This window comes from Pseudomonas sp. 1176_21 (genome assembly GCF_052850635.1).
This window is the reverse complement of record NZ_VXCV01000013.1, coordinates 42,331-57,145: the sequence shown is the minus strand read 5'-3', so window position 1 is coordinate 57,145 and position 14,815 is coordinate 42,331. Positions and strand designations below refer to the sequence as shown.

The 14,815-nt window shown below is 67.0% G+C and carries 19 protein-coding genes; 14 read left to right on the top strand and 5 right to left on the bottom strand.

The features are described from left to right. Positions 1–91 precede the first annotated feature (91 nt). From FW760_RS23145 to FW760_RS23120, 6 genes are all read left to right on the top strand, one after another. Complete coding sequence (locus tag FW760_RS23145) at positions 92–1,786, top strand: molecular chaperone HscC (protein ID WP_446444020.1); 1,695 nt, start codon at positions 92–94, stop codon at positions 1,784–1,786. Positions 1,787–1,796: 10 nt separating this feature from the next. Next, positions 1,797–3,389, top strand: a complete 1,593-nt coding sequence (locus FW760_RS23140) for a J domain-containing protein (protein ID WP_078479915.1) — start codon at positions 1,797–1,799, stop codon at positions 3,387–3,389. Next, on the top strand, positions 3,386–3,943 hold the full coding sequence (locus FW760_RS23135) for a GNAT family N-acetyltransferase (RefSeq protein WP_043864414.1): 558 nt from the start codon (positions 3,386–3,388) through the stop codon (positions 3,941–3,943). The genes FW760_RS23140 and FW760_RS23135 overlap by 4 nt, the downstream gene beginning before the upstream one ends. Before the next feature lie 73 nt (positions 3,944–4,016). Next, entirely contained in the window at positions 4,017–4,565 is a 549-nt protein-coding gene (locus FW760_RS23130) for a hypothetical protein (RefSeq protein ID WP_054916297.1), read from the top strand. Further along, positions 4,566–5,093 carry a hypothetical protein gene (locus tag FW760_RS23125; protein ID WP_054916298.1) on the top strand — a complete coding sequence of 176 codons (528 nt, stop codon included), beginning with the start codon at positions 4,566–4,568 and terminating at the stop codon, positions 5,091–5,093. It begins immediately after the preceding gene. Between the two features lie 15 nt (positions 5,094–5,108). Further along, on the top strand, positions 5,109–5,630 hold the full coding sequence (locus FW760_RS23120) for a hypothetical protein (RefSeq protein ID WP_446444019.1): 522 nt from the start codon (positions 5,109–5,111) through the stop codon (positions 5,628–5,630). Between the two features lie 4 nt (positions 5,631–5,634). Here the strand turns inward: FW760_RS23120 and FW760_RS23115 are convergent, their stop codons facing one another. Next, entirely contained in the window at positions 5,635–6,108 is a 474-nt protein-coding gene (locus FW760_RS23115) for a DMT family transporter (RefSeq protein ID WP_078479917.1), read from the bottom strand. Positions 6,109–6,202: 94 nt separating this feature from the next. On the opposite strand from FW760_RS23115, the gene FW760_RS23110 reads away from it, so the two are divergent. Together FW760_RS23110 and FW760_RS23105 are read left to right on the top strand one after the other, a co-directional pair. After that, entirely contained in the window at positions 6,203–7,105 is a 903-nt protein-coding gene (locus FW760_RS23110; protein WP_058541388.1) for a LysR family transcriptional regulator, read from the top strand. Between the two features lie 25 nt (positions 7,106–7,130). Beyond that, positions 7,131–7,523, top strand: coding sequence for a lysozyme inhibitor LprI family protein (locus tag FW760_RS23105; RefSeq protein ID WP_078479919.1), 393 nt, complete (start codon positions 7,131–7,133; stop codon positions 7,521–7,523). Positions 7,524–7,596: 73 nt separating this feature from the next. On the opposite strand, the gene FW760_RS23100 is transcribed toward FW760_RS23105, so the two are convergent. The 3 genes from FW760_RS23100 to FW760_RS23090 form a co-directional block, all read right to left on the bottom strand. Then, entirely contained in the window at positions 7,597–7,767 is a 171-nt protein-coding gene (locus FW760_RS23100) for an alpha/beta fold hydrolase (protein ID WP_446444018.1), read from the bottom strand. Next, positions 7,727–8,311, bottom strand: coding sequence for an alpha/beta fold hydrolase (locus tag FW760_RS23095; RefSeq protein ID WP_446444030.1), 585 nt, complete (start codon positions 8,309–8,311; stop codon positions 7,727–7,729). The genes FW760_RS23100 and FW760_RS23095 overlap by 41 nt, the downstream gene beginning before the upstream one ends. 125 nt (positions 8,312–8,436) lie before the next feature. Continuing rightward, complete coding sequence (locus FW760_RS23090) at positions 8,437–9,519, bottom strand: sugar phosphate isomerase/epimerase family protein (protein ID WP_058541390.1); 1,083 nt, start codon at positions 9,517–9,519, stop codon at positions 8,437–8,439. Between the two features lie 129 nt (positions 9,520–9,648). Here FW760_RS23090 and FW760_RS23085 point away from each other — a divergent pair, with 129 nt between their 5' ends. Together FW760_RS23085 and FW760_RS23080 are read left to right on the top strand one after the other, a co-directional pair. Continuing rightward, positions 9,649–10,278 (top strand): TetR/AcrR family transcriptional regulator, encoded by a 630-nt coding sequence (locus tag FW760_RS23085; protein ID WP_236177011.1) that lies wholly within the window; start codon positions 9,649–9,651, stop codon positions 10,276–10,278. Positions 10,279–10,307: 29 nt separating this feature from the next. Then, the gene (locus tag FW760_RS23080; protein WP_054916305.1) at positions 10,308–10,853 is read left to right on the top strand and encodes a sterol desaturase family protein; all 546 of its coding nucleotides are present in this window, start codon (positions 10,308–10,310) and stop codon (positions 10,851–10,853) included. On the opposite strand, the gene FW760_RS23075 is transcribed toward FW760_RS23080, so the two are convergent. After that, a complete protein-coding gene (locus tag FW760_RS23075; protein WP_054916306.1) occupies positions 10,765–11,688 on the bottom strand; it encodes a DMT family transporter in 924 nt (307 codons plus the stop codon). The genes FW760_RS23080 and FW760_RS23075 overlap by 89 nt on opposite strands. Before the next feature lie 82 nt (positions 11,689–11,770). Between FW760_RS23075 and FW760_RS23070 the strand changes: the two genes are divergently transcribed. From FW760_RS23070 to FW760_RS23055, 4 genes are all read left to right on the top strand, one after another. Next, positions 11,771–12,580 (top strand): AraC family transcriptional regulator, encoded by an 810-nt coding sequence (locus tag FW760_RS23070; RefSeq protein WP_058541391.1) that lies wholly within the window; start codon positions 11,771–11,773, stop codon positions 12,578–12,580. Between the two features lie 70 nt (positions 12,581–12,650). Further along, positions 12,651–13,238 (top strand): hypothetical protein, encoded by a 588-nt coding sequence (locus tag FW760_RS23065; RefSeq protein ID WP_043864427.1) that lies wholly within the window; start codon positions 12,651–12,653, stop codon positions 13,236–13,238. Between the two features lie 67 nt (positions 13,239–13,305). Continuing rightward, complete coding sequence (locus FW760_RS23060) at positions 13,306–13,824, top strand: sigma-70 family RNA polymerase sigma factor (protein ID WP_043864428.1); 519 nt, start codon at positions 13,306–13,308, stop codon at positions 13,822–13,824. Next, entirely contained in the window at positions 13,821–14,795 is a 975-nt protein-coding gene (locus FW760_RS23055) for a FecR domain-containing protein (RefSeq protein WP_058541394.1), read from the top strand. The genes FW760_RS23060 and FW760_RS23055 overlap by 4 nt, the downstream gene beginning before the upstream one ends. Positions 14,796–14,815: the final 20 nt, after the last annotated feature.

Sequence of the window (14,815 nt, the reverse complement as noted above, 5' to 3'; positions counted from 1 at the left end):
CGAACGACGATCACGGCGCGTGAAGGCGGTGGCTTGAGCGCAGGTACCTCAAGTACCATCGCCCTCTGATTTGATGAGAGGGAAGTCGCTGATGATCGTCGGTATCGACCTGGGCACGACCCACAGCCTGGTGGCGGTGTGGCGCGATGGCGCCACTGAACTGGTGGCCAACGCACTCGGCCACACGCTCACCCCCAGCGTGGTGGGGCTCGACGACCAGGGCCGGGTGCTGGTCGGGCAGGCGGCGCGCGAGCGCCTGCACACCCATCCGCACCTGACCACCGCATTGTTCAAGCGCTACATGGGCAGCAACCAGCAGGTCACCCTGGGTGGGCGTGCCTACCGCCCCGAAGAACTCTCGGCACTGGTGCTCAAGAGCCTCAAGGAAGACGTCGAGCGTGCCTATGGCGAGCCGGTCACCGAGGCGGTCATCAGCGTGCCGGCCTACTTCAGCGATGCCCAGCGCAAGGCCACCCGCGTGGCCGGCGAACTGGCCGGGCTGCGCGTCGACAAACTGATCAACGAACCCACCGCCGCCGCACTCGCCTACGGCCTGCACCAGCGCGACAAGGAAACCTCGTTTCTGGTCTTCGACCTGGGCGGCGGCACCTTCGACGTGTCGATTCTGGAGCTGTTCGAAGGGGTGATGGAGGTGCGCGCCAGCGCCGGCGACAACTACCTGGGCGGTGAAGACTTCGACCAGTTGCTGCTGGAGCATTTCGTGCAGGCCCAGCAGGGCAACGACTTCCCCGGCGCGACCACGCTGCTGCAGCCGCTGCGCCGCGAGGCCGAGCGTGTACGCCGGCAGCTGGGTCAGGCCCAGCAGGCCGACTTCGTGGTACGCGTGGAGGGCCGCGAATGGCGCCACGTGTACACCCAGGACGCCCTGGCCGACCTGTTCGCACCGCTGCTGGCACGCCTGCGCACCCCCATCGAACGCGCCCTGCGCGATGCGCGCATCCGCGCCTCGGACCTGGACGAAGTGCTGCTGGTGGGCGGTACCACGCGCATGCCGCTGGTGCGCAAGCTGGCGGCCGGGCTGTTCGGGCGCTTCCCTTCGATCAGCCTCAACCCCGATGAAGTGGTGGCCCACGGCGCCGCCGTGCAGGCCGCGCTCAAGGCCCGGGATGCCGCGCTCGAAGAGGTGGTGCTGACCGACGTGTGCTCCTACACCCTGGGCATGGAAACCGTGCGCCAGGTCGGTGACCGCCACGAGAGCGGGCACTACCTGCCGATCATCGAGCGCAACAGCGTGGTGCCGGTGAGCCGGGTGCAGACGGTGTACACCGTCGGCGACCAGCAGGAGCAGGTGCTGGTCAAGGTGTTCCAGGGCGAGAGCCGCCTGGTGCGCGACAACGTGCTGCTGGGCGTGCTGGAGATTCCGGTGCCACGGCGCAAGGCCGGCGAGGTGGCCCTGGACGTGCGCTTCACCTACGACATCAACGGCATTCTCGAAGCCCAGGTGAGCATCCCGCTGACCGGCGAGCAGCATGCCCTGGTGATCGAGAACAACCCCGGCGTACTCAGCCCCGAAGAGGTACGCGAACGCCTGGCGGCGCTGGCCGAGCTCAAGACCCACCCGCGTGACCAGCAACCCAACACCCTGTTGCTGGCGCGCCTGGAGCGCCTGTATCAGGAAAGCCTGGGCGAGGTACGTGAGCTGATCGGGGCCTGGGCCGCTCAGTTCCAGCGCGTGCTGAAAACCCAGGACGAGCGCCAGATCCGCGAGGTGCGCCACGAGCTCGAACAGCGCGTGAATGAACTGGGCCAGGACAGCTGGCGCTGAAGGAGCGGCAATGAGTGACGTGATCGAAGACTGCTGGAGCGTGCTGGCCCTGGCCCCGGGCGCTGATGAACGCAGTATCAGGCGCCAGTATGCGCGCCTGCTCAAGGTGCACCGCCCCGACGAGGACCCCGAGGCCTTCCAGCGCCTGCGCGAGGCCTATGAACAGGCGCTGGCGCGCAGCCGCTGGGCACACGAGGACGATGCAGCGCCAGCGCTGGAATCGGCCGATGTGCCAGCCCCGCAGGCCGCGGCGGTGCACGTCGACGTCGAACCCGCACCCGCCAGGGAGCAACAGGCCCGCGCGCTGCTCGAAGGGCTGGACCCTGCGCAGCTCGACAACCTGTGGCGCCAGGCCGGCGAACTGGGGTGCGAGGCGGCCTTCGAGCAGCAGTTGCTGCAGCGCAGCCTGGATGACGAAACCCTGCGCCTGCCCATCCTGCACTGGGCGGTGCCGAGGCGTGGCTGGTTCACCCCCTGGCAGGCGGTGCCGATCGGCGCGTACCAGGGCGACGAACTGCTGGGCAGCCTCTGGCAAGCCTGCCACGCGCAGTTGCAGCACTACTTGCAGGCGGGCGACGAACAGGCGTTTTTCGCCAGCCTGCAGCACTGGGGCGGGCAGGCCTGGCTGGAGCCCTTCGACCGCCGCGAGCAGTTCCAGGCCATGCTGCTGGAGCTGCTGCACGATCACCCCGGCAGCAGCACCGCGCTGTTCGAACGCGTGTGCGGCTACTTCAACTGGAGCGACGATGACGGTGGACCCCGGCCCGCGCACCTGTGGCAGGGCCTGAACGAGCGCTGCCGTCGCGATACCTGGTTCGCCCGCCAGCAGGCCCTGGCCGAGCAGTGGCACTGGCACACCAACCCCGAGGGCAATGCGGCCTACCTGCTGCTGCGCAACCTCGAGTTCAAGCAGCAGGTGGCGCTGGCCCAGGGCTTCAGCGAGGCCGACTGGGAAGCCTGTGAGCACCTGACGCAAACCCTGCTCTACCACTACCCCGAACTGCTCGACCAGGTGCCGCACCGCGACCTGTACTTCTGGCGCAGGCTGGCGCCGCGCCCGCTGCACCCGCGCAGCTACCTGCGGGTGATGAGCTGCATGGTGCTGGTGATCGTGTTGTGGCTGGCGGGGCCGGATTTCTTCGCGCACCCCTCCAATGTACTGATTGCCGCCGTGGTGGGCTCGCTGCTGACGGTGCAACTGTCGGCGGTGTTCATGCGCTTCTGGCTGTGGACCGCGCCGAACCTGCTGGCGTTGGACCTGCGCCTGAGCGAATGGCTGATCCCGCGTCGGTTCAACCCCGATGGCGAGCGTCTGCTGCTGCGCCATGGCGTGCCGCGCCTGCTGCTGGCACTGCCGATCTACCCGATGCTGGCCGGTACCCACCCGTGGACCGGTATCGTCGCGCTGACGGGCTACTTCGCTGTCGGGCTGCTTGGCCTGTTGCCGTATCAGCCACCACAGGAAGGCGGCCCGGCGTGGCGCCAGCCGTGGGTGACGCTGCACCGGCTCTACGAATTCAACCTGGCCCAGGCCGCGGTGCTGCTGGTAACGGTGGGCGTGGTGGCGTGGTGGCAGGTTCACCCACCAGGAGTAATTTCATGAGTTTGCCTGAAGCTTTCGACACCGCGCTGTGCCTGAACGGGCCGCGCCTGCAACTGCGGCCCATGCAGGCCCGCGATGCCGAGCAGTGGCTGGGGATCATGGCCGACCCCGAGGTGATGCGTTACTGGCACCACGGGCCGTGGCAGACCCTGGACGAAGCCGAAGTGGCCTTGCTGGCCGACCGCGCCGCCTACCTGGCCGGGCGCAGCCTGAAGCTGGGTATCTACCCCCAGGGCAGCGACCTGCTGCTGGGCATGTGCCAATTCTTCAACATCGACGCCGAGTCGCGCCGCGGCGAAATCGGCTACTGCCTGGCCAGCAGCGCCCAGGGCCAGGGCTACATGGGCGAGGCGCTGGAGCTGTTCGTCGAGTACCTTGCCATCGGCCTGAACATGCGCCGCCTCGAGGCCGAGATCGACCCGCGCAACGGTGCCTCGGCGCGCACCCTCGAACGCATGGGCTTCGAGCGTGAAGGGCTGCTGCGCGAGCGCTGGTGCATCGCCGGCGAGGTGTCGGATTCGGCGTTGTACGGGCTGCTGCTCGAATCGGCCTGAATGACTTGGACAGCGGGGCAGGCGATGGGCTATCGTCGCGCCCCGCTTCCCACCCGGCTGAATGGACTTACTGGTGCGCTTCGATTTCCGCTTGCTGAGCCTGCTGCTGTACCTCGCCTGCCTGTACCCGGAGGCCTGCGCCTGGGGGCACGATTCGGTGCTGCGCGGCATGCACGCGCTGTCGATGGGCTGGCTGGCCGGCGGCCTGTGGTTCGCCAATCCGCTGCTGCTGGGCGCCTTCGCAACCCACCGCAAAGACCCCAAAACCGCTTACCGCCTGGGCTGGTGCGCACTGCTGCTGGCGGGCTCGGCCCTGGCGCTGGGCTGGACCGACTGGTCGCCGATCCCGCCGGCGCCCCACGGCGGGCCTGACGTGCGCACCGGCTACTACTTGTGGCTGGCCTCGATGCTGGCATTCGTGATCGGCCAGCACCGCTACCGGCGCCAGCCCAGGCTTACCCAGCCAGCGCTGGGCTGGCTGCACTGGGTGCTGGTGGCGGGTATCGTGCTGACCATTCCACTGTCGTTCGTCAAGGCCACCGTCGCGCCGGCGCGACCGGTCTACATGAACCTCGGCGAGCCACCAGCGGCCTGCGACGACTGCGAACTCGGGGTCAACTAGATGCTGGCACTGTTCAAGCGGCATTACGTGGTACTGAGCCTGGTGCTGTACCTGGGCAGCCTGTTTCTGGATGCCGTGCCGGTCAGCGAGGTGACCATGCGCGGCATGCATGTGCTGACCCTCGGCTGGCTGGGTGGCAGCGCCTGGTGGGCAAACCCGCTGCTGTGCCTGGCACTGATGCTGCGGCGCAACCGGCCGCTGCTGTCGCTGTTGGCGGCGGTCGCGGCACTGGTGCTGGCGGCGCAGTGGCTGCCAGTGATCGGCTGGGGCGACAGCGCGCTGGTGCCGCGCAAGGCCAATGGCCAGGCCAACCTGCTCGGCGCCTACTACCTGTGGTTGCTGGCGTTGGCGGCATACGTGGCCGGCCAGTTTCTCAACCGCCGGCAGGCGCCGGGCGGGCCGGGCCAGGGCTGGCTGGCCTGGGTGCTGGTGGCGGCGATCTATGCCACGGCGGCGTTCTCGTTCAGCGTGGGCAGCGGCGCCAATGTCACGCCCCCGGCCCCGGCAATACCCTCCAATTCCATCTGACCTGCGGACACTCCTGTGAAACGTCATTACCTCACGCTCAGCCTGGTGCTGTACGTGGCCTGCCTGTATTTCAATGCCTACTACACCGACAACGGTGCCCACATGAGTTCGGTATGGTTGCTGGTGTACGGGCTGTGGGGCATCCCGTTCCAGATCTATGGCTGGTTTGCCAACCCGGTCTTCGGCCTGGCGCTGCTGGCCCACCGCTGGTGGCCGCGGGTGGGGTTGGGCCTGTCGGTGCTGGCGCTGCTGCTGGGGCTGTCGTTCCTGGTGGTGAGCACGGTGCCGGATAACACGCCGCAGTCCTACGATTTCGTGCGACTCACCGCGCTGGGCGTGGGGTACTACCTGTGGATCGGCGCCTTCGTACTGATGACCCTGGGGCAGGCGCTGCACTGTCGTGACCGGCGCGAGGTGCGCCAGGTGCCGCGTCTGCGCGTTGTCGACTGGCTGCTGTTGCTGGTGGTGCTGGGGGGGATCCTGTTCAATGCGTTCCCCCAGCACGGCTACGTGTTCGAGCGCACCCACCCCTGGTGAGCCCTCAACGGTTGGTGCGGGTGCCCCATTGCACCACCAGCATGCCGACGATGATCAGCGCCACCCCGGCGATGCGCAGGCCGTTGACCGGGCGCGATGGCAGGCCCATCAGCCCCCACTGGTCGATGATCAGCGACGAGAGTACCTGGCCGGCGATCACGCACACGATGAAACCGGCCGCGCCCAGGCGCGGGGTGAGGATCAGCGCCGCGGTGATGTAGGCCACCCCGGCCACGCCACCCAACCACGCCCACCACGGCGCCTGGCCGAGGTTGGCCAGTTGCGGCAGCGGTGCGCGCATCAGCAGCAGGGCCGGCAGTACCATCAGCACGCTCACCGCCAGCGAGATCAGCGTGGCCCACAGCGGGTGCCCGAGCAGGCGCCCGAGCGCGGCGTTGGCACCGGCCTGGAACGGCACGGCGGCACCGGCCAGCAGGGCGACAAGCAGCGGTATGGCGACAGCGAGGTTGAGGTTCATGGTGGTTTCCTTCTGGCTATGGAGGGCTTGGTACAGTCTTGGTTATCTGTTTCACTGATGGAAATTCGAATTGTGCACAGGGGCTATTCGCCACATGGATGATCTGCGCCGTATCGACCTCAACCTGCTGCTGACCCTGCATGCGCTGCTGGCCGAGCAGCACGTCTCGCGCGCGGCCTTGCGACTGCACCGCAGCCAGCCGGCGGTGAGCCATGCGCTGGCGCAGTTGCGCGAGATCTTCCAGGACCCGCTGCTGGTGCGCCGTGCGGGCCGCCTGCAGCCCACGTTGCGTGCGCTGGAACTGGCGGCGCCGTTGCAGGATGCCCTGCAGCAACTGGATGCGCTGCTGGGCAGCCCCGGTTTCGAGCCGGCGCGGGCGCGGCGCAGCTTTCGCCTGGCGATGTCGGACTATGGCGCGCGGGTGGTGCTGCCGGGCCTGATGCGCTGCCTGCGCGAGACCGCACCGGGCATCGACCTGGTGGTCAGCCAGGGCAGCCGCGAGGCGATGCTCGGCCAGTTGCTCGATGGCGAGGTGGACCTGGCGCTGGGCGTATTCCCCACCCTGGCCGAGCCGTTGCAGGCCGCCACGCTGTTCGAGGAGGGGTTCGTGTGTGTGGCCGACCGCGCCACGCTGCCGGCCCGTGGCGGGCTGACATTGCCCGCCTGGCTGGCGCGCCCCCATGTGCTGGTGGCGATGCGGCCCGGGGCCGACAACGAGATCGACCAGGCCCTGGCGGCGCTGGGGCAGCAGCGCCGGGTGGTGCTGGCGTTGCCGCACTGGGCGGCGGCCAGCGACGTGCTGGTGGGTACCGACCTGGTGCTGACCGTGGCGCGGCGCAGCGTGCAGAACCTCAAGGCGCAGCGTGGGTTGCGCTGTTTCGAGCCGCCGCTGGCGATTCGCGCGTTCGCCTTTCAGCAGGTGTGGCACGAGCGACGCAAAAAGGAAGCGGCGCACCATTGGTTGCGCGAGCAGGTCATGCGAGCCTGTGCGCCCTAGGCAGTCAGAACAGGAGAGGCAAGCCATGAGTATCAAGCGGATGATGGGGGTTGCGGTGCTGTCGCTGGCGGCAGTTGCGCCGCTGGCGCTGGCGCAGGACAAGACTTCGGTGGCGTACAAGGCCTGCATGGACACCGCGAACACCACGGTGAGCATGAACGAATGCAACAACGCCGAGATCGCCCGCCAGGACAAACGCCTGAACCAGGTCTACAAGAAGGCCATGGCCGCGTTTGGGCCGGTGCAGCAGGGCAAGCTCCGGGATGCGCAGCGGGCGTGGATCAAGTACATCGACAGCAACTGCGATTTCTACTTCACGCAGACCGGCGGCACCATGGACATCCTCAATGGCGGTGGCTGCCGCCTGCGCATGACCTCCGAACGCGCGGATGAGCTGGAGGCATTGCAGGCGCCTTGAACGCCCTTCGCGGGCAATGGCACGCGCTAGATGACAGGCGAGCGCCTTGCTGGCGAAGGCCGCGCCGCAACCCTCAGCGCAGAAACGGCAGCAGGTGCCCGACAAACGCCTCGGGCGCCTCTTCGGTCACAAAGTGCCCGCAGCCCTCGATGATCGCGCCCTGCAACGTGGTGGCGCGCCCCTCCAGGGTTACCCGCGGCGCATCATTGGTTGCCAGTTGCGCCCCGATCGCCAGCACCGGCATGCCCAGTGGCACCTGCCCGCGCTGCTGGTTCTGGCGAATCGTTTCGGGTATCGCGCGGTAGTAGGCAAACCCGCCACGCAAGCCCCCCGGCGCCGAATACGCCTGCACATAGGTATCCACCGCCACCCGATCCAGGCGCACAGCCCATTTCTCGAACATGAACCTCAGGTACTGCGCTTCGCGCCCGGTAATCAGCGCCTCGGGCAGGTCCTGCAACTGGTTGAACATGAAGTGCCACAGGAAGATGTTCTGCTCCGGCGGCGCGAAGATCGACGGCGCCGGCGCCAGGCCCGGAATCACCGCTTCGCTCAGGCACAGCCGGTTCACCACCCCCGGAAAAATCGCTGGCCAGGGCATACCCCACCCACATGCCCACATCGTGGCCCACCACGGCATAGCGTTCGTGCCCCAGTTGCCCCATCAGCGCGTGCAGGCGGGCGGCGCAGGTGCCGGTGTCGTAGCCGTCCAGCGGCTTGTCGGAAAGCCCCATGCCGGGAAGGTCCACGGCAATCGCCTGGTAACCGTTGTCGGCCAGGGCCGCCATGACGTGCCGCCAGGTGTACCAGGTCTGTGGCCAGCCGGGGATCAGCAGTACCGGTGCCCCTTCGCCCTGGGTGACGTAGTGCAGGCGCAGGCCGTGCACATGGGCGTAATGGTGAGTGTGCGTGCTCATCGTTGCAGCTCCCCGACAGGGTTGCCTTCAAGGCCGAGCATCCTGGCGATGACCGCCGGCGCCACCGGGGTACCGGCGAAGTCGTCGAACACCGTGTCGGTGACCTGGATGATGTGCCGGTTGATGAACGCCACGCCTTCACGTGCCCCATCGTGCTGGTTTTTCAGGCAGCACTCCCACTCCAGCGTGGCCCAGCCGCTGTAGTCGTATTCGGCCAGCTTGCTGAAGATGCCCTTGAAGTCGACCTGCCCGTCCCCCAGCGAACGGAAGCGTGCGGCGCGCTTGAGCCAGGGTTGATAACCGCCGAACAGGCCCTGCTTGCCGGTGGGCAGGAACTCGGCGTCCTTGACGTGGAACATGCGGATGTAGTCCCGGTAGTGGTCGATGAACGCCAGGTAGTCGAGTTGCTGCAGGATCAGGTGGCTGGGATCGAACAGCATCTTGCAGCGCGGGTGGTGGCCGACGTGTTCGAGAAACAGCTCGAAGCTTGCACCGTCGTGCAGGTCTTCGGCGGGGTGAATTTCGAAGCACAGGTTGATGCCCTGTTCGGCGCAGGTATCGAGCACCGGCAGCCAGCGCCTGGCCAACTCGGCGAAGGCTGTTTCAACAAGGCCGTCGGGGCGTTGCGGGAAGGGAAAGACGTACGGCCATGCCAGTGCACCGGAAAAAGTCCCCATGTCGCTCAGGCCCAGGCGCCGCGACGCGATGGCCGCGCAGGTGAGCTGGTGCACCGCCCAGGCACTGCGGGCAGCCGCGTCGCCCTGCAGGTGGGCCGGTGCAAAACTGTCGCACAAGGCGTCGTATGCCGGGTGTACCGCCACCAGTTGGCCAAAGAGATGCGTGGTCAGCTCGCTGATCACCAGCCCGTGTTCGGCCAGCATGGCGGTGATGTCGTCGCAGTAGGCCTGGCTGCTTGCGGCTAGCTCGACATCGAACAGACGCTTGTCCCAGGCCGGTATCTGCAACGCCTTGAAGCCCATGTGCGCAGCCCACCGGGCGATGTTTGGCAGTGAGTCGAACGGTGCCTGGTCGGCACTGAATTGCGCCAGATGCAGGCTGGGGCCTTTCAACGTGATCATGTGGAACTCCTATTGTTTGTTGATCGACAAACAATAAGGATGCAGCCTGCGCGTCGTCAAGTATTCTTTGTCTTTCGACAAACAATTACGGATAATGCCGCCTTCATTCCTGGTTGGAGAACTATCGAGATGGCAGGCCGACCACGCCAGTTCGACCGTGAAGCCGCGTTGCGCACCGCCCGGGATGTGTTCTGGGCACGCGGTTTCGAAGCCACGTCCATGAGCGACCTGGTGGCTGCGCTGGGTATCGCTTCGGCGCGCATCTATGCCGCGTTCGGCTCCAAGGAGCGCTTGTTCAAGGAGGCCATCGAGCTGTATGAGCGCGAAGAGGGCGCATTTTCGACCCAGGCGCTGAGCGAGCAACCCACGGCCTACCAGGCCATCGAGCGGCTGTTGCTCGATGCCGTCGACCTGTACACCCGCCCAGCGGGTCCACTGGGCTGCATGGTGGTGTCGGCAGCCACCAACTGCTCGGCCGACAACGACGCCGTGCGTGAATGGCTGGCCGACCACCGCCGCGAAAAAACCTTGTCGATCATTCAGCGCTTGCAGCAGGCGGCCGAGGCGGGCGAGTTGAAACCCGAGGTCGATGTGCAATCGCTGGGCGATTTTTTTGCCACGCTGCTGCATGGGTTGTCGGTGCAGGCCCGCGACGGGGTCGCGCGTGAGCGCCTGCTCAAGGCAGTGGCGCCGGCCATGCAGATGCTGGCCCTGGCTACCGGTGGGCATGGACCATCGGCCGCCGATCAAATACCCTGACACCGTCATTTCCCAACCCCGTACCGACCATGATTGCCCACTTCGCGATTTTTCTCTGCACCCTGGTCGCCATGGAAGGTGTCGGTTATCTGGCGCACAGGTACGTGATGCACGGCTGGGGCTGGTTTCTGCATCGCTCGCACCACGAACCGCACCTGGGCACGCTTGAAACCAACGATATCTACCTGCTGATCCTGGCCCTGGCCGCGATCACCCTGATCGTGCTGGGCAATGCCGGCCACGACCCGTTGCAGTGGGTGGGCGCCGGGGTGGCGGGGTTCGGGCTGATCTACGTGTTGGTGCACGACGGCATCGTGCACCGCCACTGGCCCGCGCGCCCCAGGCCGCGCCACCCCTATCTGCGTCGGCTGTACCACGCACACCTGATGCACCACGCGGTGAAGGGGCGCAGGCACAGCGTGTCGTTCGGCTTCCTCTACGCACCGCCCCTGCATGTGCTCAGGCAGCAGCTGCGCGAGCGCCGTGTCAGGCCGGCTCGCTCAGCGCCGGGGCCTTGCTCGGCGGCTTTATCGAGCCAATGTACACCGCCAGCACCGTCACCAGCGCCCCGGTGATCTGCATGGCCGAACTGGCCTTGTCCAGAAATGCCACGTCGATGAAGTAGGTGATCACCGGCTCCAGCAGCAGGATCAGCCCTGCCAGCCCGAGGCTGATGGCACCAATCGAGCGGTTGACCAGCAACCAGCCGACGAACTGCACCAGCACGCCATAGATCACCAGCATGTAGAAGGTCTGCTGGTCGGCGATGGCCAGGCTCTCGCCCCGCAACAGCGCGTACCCCAGCATCACCCCGGCCGCCCACAGGCTCAGGTGCAGCATCTGCGCGATCTTGTCGCCGCCGCCCTGGGGCAGTTGAGTGGTGACTTTCAGGTAGTACACGCACACGGCATAGGCCAGCCCCGACAGCACGCCATAGACCACGCCCTGGATACCCAGCGCGCTGCCCATCTCCGGCAGCAGCAACAGGTACAGGCCGACGAAGGCCAGGCTGATGGAGGCGACGAAATACAGCGACGGTTTCTCTTTGAGCAGGCACAGCCCGAGCAAGGTCATGAAGAACACCTGGCAGTTGGTCAGGATCGAGCCGATGCCCGGCCCGACGATGTAGATGCTGTGGTGCCACAGGATCAGGTCGATGGCCAGGAACACGCCGGCCAGGGCGGTGTAGCGTCGAGCCCTGGGGTGGGCCAGGCGAGCAGGTTGCCTTCTCACCCGCAGCAGCAGGTAGAACAGCACCGAGGCGATCAGCATCCGGTAGAAACCCGCGCCCCCGGCGCCGATATGGGCGAAGGCCACCGCCAGCGCCGACAGGCTGAGCATCAGCCCGCCCAGTGTCAGCTCGACGATGGCCCGGTTGCTGGAGAGGGTGACCCCGTTGGATGACTGCATGGTTTTCTCTGGTCTGTTGCGAAGAAGTCGGGCAAATTTATCCACCCGCCTTGCGCGCGTATTGCACAAAACTGGACAGGCCATGGAGCAACAGGACTTCTCGCGCTTCTGGCGCGTCCCCGAAGGGGGCTGTGAATTGCTGGCGGCGCGCTACAGCGCACGGGCCTTCGGCCGCCATTCCCATGAGCGCTACGCGGTGGGGGTGATCGGTGCGGGCGTGGAGAAGCTCTTCTACCGTGGCACCCAGCACCTGGGCACCGCCGGCAGCATCGTCACCCTGACCCCGGGCGAGATGCACGACGGCGTGCCGGGCAGCGCCGAGGGTTGGAGCTACCGCATGCTCTACCTCGACCCGCAGTGGCTCAACCGTGCGGTGTTCGAGGGGCGTTTCGGCGACGGGCATATCCACCTGTTCCAGCAGGCGCTGACCCACGACATGGGCTTTGCCCAGGCCTTCCTGCACCAGCATCAGGTGATCGAGCAGTCGTGTTCGAGCCTTGAGCGCGAGAGCGTGCTGCTGCACCTGGTCAGCCAGCTGTTCGAGCGGTGCGGCGGGCCGCAGCCCCGGGCGGTGGCCGACGAACGCGAAGTGGTGCGACGGGTGCGGCAGATGCTCGACGAGCAGTACGCGCAGAACATCGCGCTGAACGACCTGGCGCAGTGGGTGGGGCTCGATCCGCTGTACCTGATACGGGTGTTCAAGAAGAGCGTGGGCGTATCGCCGCACAGCTATCAGATCCAGACGCGGGTGGCGCGGGTGCAGCAGTTGCTGCGCAGTGGCGTGGGCATCGCCGAGGCGTCGCTGCGTTGCGGGTTCTTCGACCAGAGCCACATGACCCGGGCCTTCAAGAAAGTGGTCGGCATCACCCCGGGCTGCTTCCAGCGCGGCTGACTCGTGCAGGAGCCGGCGTTCAGGAGCCGGCCTTGCCGGCGAGGCGCCTGGCCCCGACAATGTGTTCCCGATGGATGCTCCACCAAGGAAGGACTTCACCGTGCACCGTATCGCCACGCTGTTGTGCTTGCTGCTCACCCTGGGCGGCTGTACCGAATACAAATGGGGCCATGACTGGAAGCCCGACCGCCTGGGCGGCTGGCAGGACCACACCGACCCCAAGCTGCGCTACGGCGCGTCGCTGGGCGCCACCTGCAACGCCAGCCCGTTGTGGCTCAAGGTGGTGAATCACGGTCAGTCGACCTACCAGTCGCTGTTGTTCATTCCGTTGTTCCCTGACCGCACAGGCGGCGAGTACCCCCTGTGGATAACCGTCAACCATCCGGCCCTCAAGGCGTGCAGCTCATCGGCACCGAGCCCGCTGCGGGTGAAGATGGGCGATCAGGTGGTACAGGGCCTGCGCTTTCCCGAGCGGGCGCAGGAGGACGGCACCTGCGTGATCGAATTCGATGACGATCGCTACGCGGCCGATGAGATGTCGATCGAGATCGACCCGGCGGTGCTGCCTTGCACGATCGCCCCCGTGACCCTGAAAAAGGACCGCTACTTCTGCATTCGCAACATGCGCTGGGGCGGCTCGCCCAGTTGCCGCGAGTAGGGCACGGCTTGCAAATCCCAGGGCGAGGGATAAGAATGCGAACAATTACCATTAGTGTGCCCCTCGCATGTCCAACCCGCGCCCGTCCGCCCAGCACCCGTTGCACCTGCTGTACGCCGAACACCATCACTGGTTGCGCGGCTGGCTGGCCCGTCGGCTCAATTCCCACGCCGATGCCGCGGACCTCACCCACGACACCTTCCTGCGTACCCTGACTTCGCCGCACCTGGGCCAGCTGGACGAGCCGCGGGCGTTCCTGTGCATGGTCGCCAAGCGGGTGCTGTACACCTTCTGGCGTCGCGGCGAGCTGGAGCGCGCCTACCTTGAAGCGCTGGCCAACCTGCCCGAGCCGGTGGCGCCGTGCGAGGAAACCCTGGCGGTGCTGCGCGAGGCGCTGGAGGCGGTGGATGCCTTGCTGGCCGGGTTGCCGGCCAAGGTGCGCCATGCCTTTCTGCTCAACCGCCTGGAGGGCCTGACCCACCAGCAGATCGCCGACCAGATGCAGGTGTCGCTGAGCAGCGTCGAGCGCTGGGTGCGGCGCGCCGTGACCCATTGCTACCTGGCACAACTGGGCGCGGGCACGTGAGCGGCCGCAGCCTGGCAGCGCTGACCCCGGCGGTGCGCGAAGCCATCGAATGGAGCGTGCGCCTGGGCTCGGGGGCGGCGACGGCAGCCGACCGCGACGCCTTCGAGCAGTGGCAGGCGCTGGACGCAAGCCATCGCCAGGCCTGGCAGGCGGTTACCCAGGCCACCCACACACCCTTGAACCCCTTGCTGGAAGTGCCCGGCAGCGCCAGTGCGGCCACGCGCGCCCTGCGCAGCAGCGGGTTGTCGCTGCAGCGGCGCCGGTTGCTGCGCGGCGGCAGCGCCTTGCTGCTGATGCTGGGCCTGCCGGCGTTGTTGACGGTGCAACGGCGCATGCCACTGGACGCCGTGTTCAGCGACCACTACAGCGGCACCGGCGAGCGCAGGCGCATTCAACTGGCTGACGGCAGCGTGCTGCTGCTCAATGCGCGCACCACCGTGGAGGTGGCGTTCAGTGCCGAAGCCCGGGTGATCCATCTGCGCCACGGCGAGCTGAACATCCAGGTGGCCCGCGACCCGCACCGCCCCCTCGAGGTGGTCACTGCGCAAGGCCGGGTGCGGGCCCTGGGCACGCGCTTCAGTGTCGCCACGCTGGATCAGCGCAGTGCCGTCAGCGTGCAGCAGCACAGCGTGCAGGTGCGTAACCGCGCCGGGCAGAGCATCGTGGTGGACAGCGGGCAGACCCTGCGCTTTGCCGACGATGCACTCTCGCCCCTGGGCAATGAGCAAGGCCGCCTGGATGCCTGGATGGAAGGTCGCCTGGAGGTGGACGACGCGTCGCTGGGCAGCGTGATCGATGCCTTGCGCCCTTACCGCTACGGCGTGCTGCGGGTTTCCCCGGCGGCGGCGCAACTGCGCGTGTTCGGGGTGTTCCCGCTGGACGACAGCGACCGCGCCCTGCAATCGCTGGCGCAGGTGCTGCCGATCAGTGTCGAGGCGTTTGGGCCGATCACCCTGATCGACCTGCGCTGAAAAAACATTCCGCCAGGGTG

What these genes read in the sequence shown, in the direction of transcription:
- FW760_RS23145 (WP_446444020.1), top strand. Translation starts at nt 92, where the DNA reads ATGATCGTCGGTATCGACCTGGGCACGACCCACAGCCTGGTGGCGGTG.
- FW760_RS23140 (WP_078479915.1), top strand. Translation starts at nt 1,797, where the DNA reads ATGAGTGACGTGATCGAAGACTGCTGGAGCGTGCTGGCCCTGGCCCCG.
- FW760_RS23135 (WP_043864414.1), top strand. Translation starts at nt 3,386, where the DNA reads ATGAGTTTGCCTGAAGCTTTCGACACCGCGCTGTGCCTGAACGGGCCG.
- FW760_RS23125 (WP_054916298.1), top strand. Translation starts at nt 4,566, where the DNA reads ATGCTGGCACTGTTCAAGCGGCATTACGTGGTACTGAGCCTGGTGCTG.
- FW760_RS23115 (WP_078479917.1), bottom strand. Translation starts at nt 6,108, where the DNA reads ATGAACCTCAACCTCGCTGTCGCCATACCGCTGCTTGTCGCCCTGCTG.
- FW760_RS23110 (WP_058541388.1), top strand. Translation starts at nt 6,203, where the DNA reads ATGGATGATCTGCGCCGTATCGACCTCAACCTGCTGCTGACCCTGCAT.
- FW760_RS23105 (WP_078479919.1), top strand. Translation starts at nt 7,131, where the DNA reads ATGAGTATCAAGCGGATGATGGGGGTTGCGGTGCTGTCGCTGGCGGCA.
- FW760_RS23100 (WP_446444018.1), bottom strand. Translation starts at nt 7,767, where the DNA reads ATGCCGGTGCTGGCGATCGGGGCGCAACTGGCAACCAATGATGCGCCG.
- FW760_RS23095 (WP_446444030.1), bottom strand. Translation starts at nt 8,311, where the DNA reads ATGGCGGCCCTGGCCGACAACGGTTACCAGGCGATTGCCGTGGACCTT.
- FW760_RS23090 (WP_058541390.1), bottom strand. Translation starts at nt 9,519, where the DNA reads ATGATCACGTTGAAAGGCCCCAGCCTGCATCTGGCGCAATTCAGTGCC.
- FW760_RS23085 (WP_236177011.1), top strand. Translation starts at nt 9,649, where the DNA reads ATGGCAGGCCGACCACGCCAGTTCGACCGTGAAGCCGCGTTGCGCACC.
- FW760_RS23080 (WP_054916305.1), top strand. Translation starts at nt 10,308, where the DNA reads ATGATTGCCCACTTCGCGATTTTTCTCTGCACCCTGGTCGCCATGGAA.
- FW760_RS23075 (WP_054916306.1), bottom strand. Translation starts at nt 11,688, where the DNA reads ATGCAGTCATCCAACGGGGTCACCCTCTCCAGCAACCGGGCCATCGTC.
- FW760_RS23070 (WP_058541391.1), top strand. Translation starts at nt 11,771, where the DNA reads ATGGAGCAACAGGACTTCTCGCGCTTCTGGCGCGTCCCCGAAGGGGGC.
- FW760_RS23065 (WP_043864427.1), top strand. Translation starts at nt 12,651, where the DNA reads ATGGATGCTCCACCAAGGAAGGACTTCACCGTGCACCGTATCGCCACG.
- FW760_RS23060 (WP_043864428.1), top strand. Translation starts at nt 13,306, where the DNA reads ATGTCCAACCCGCGCCCGTCCGCCCAGCACCCGTTGCACCTGCTGTAC.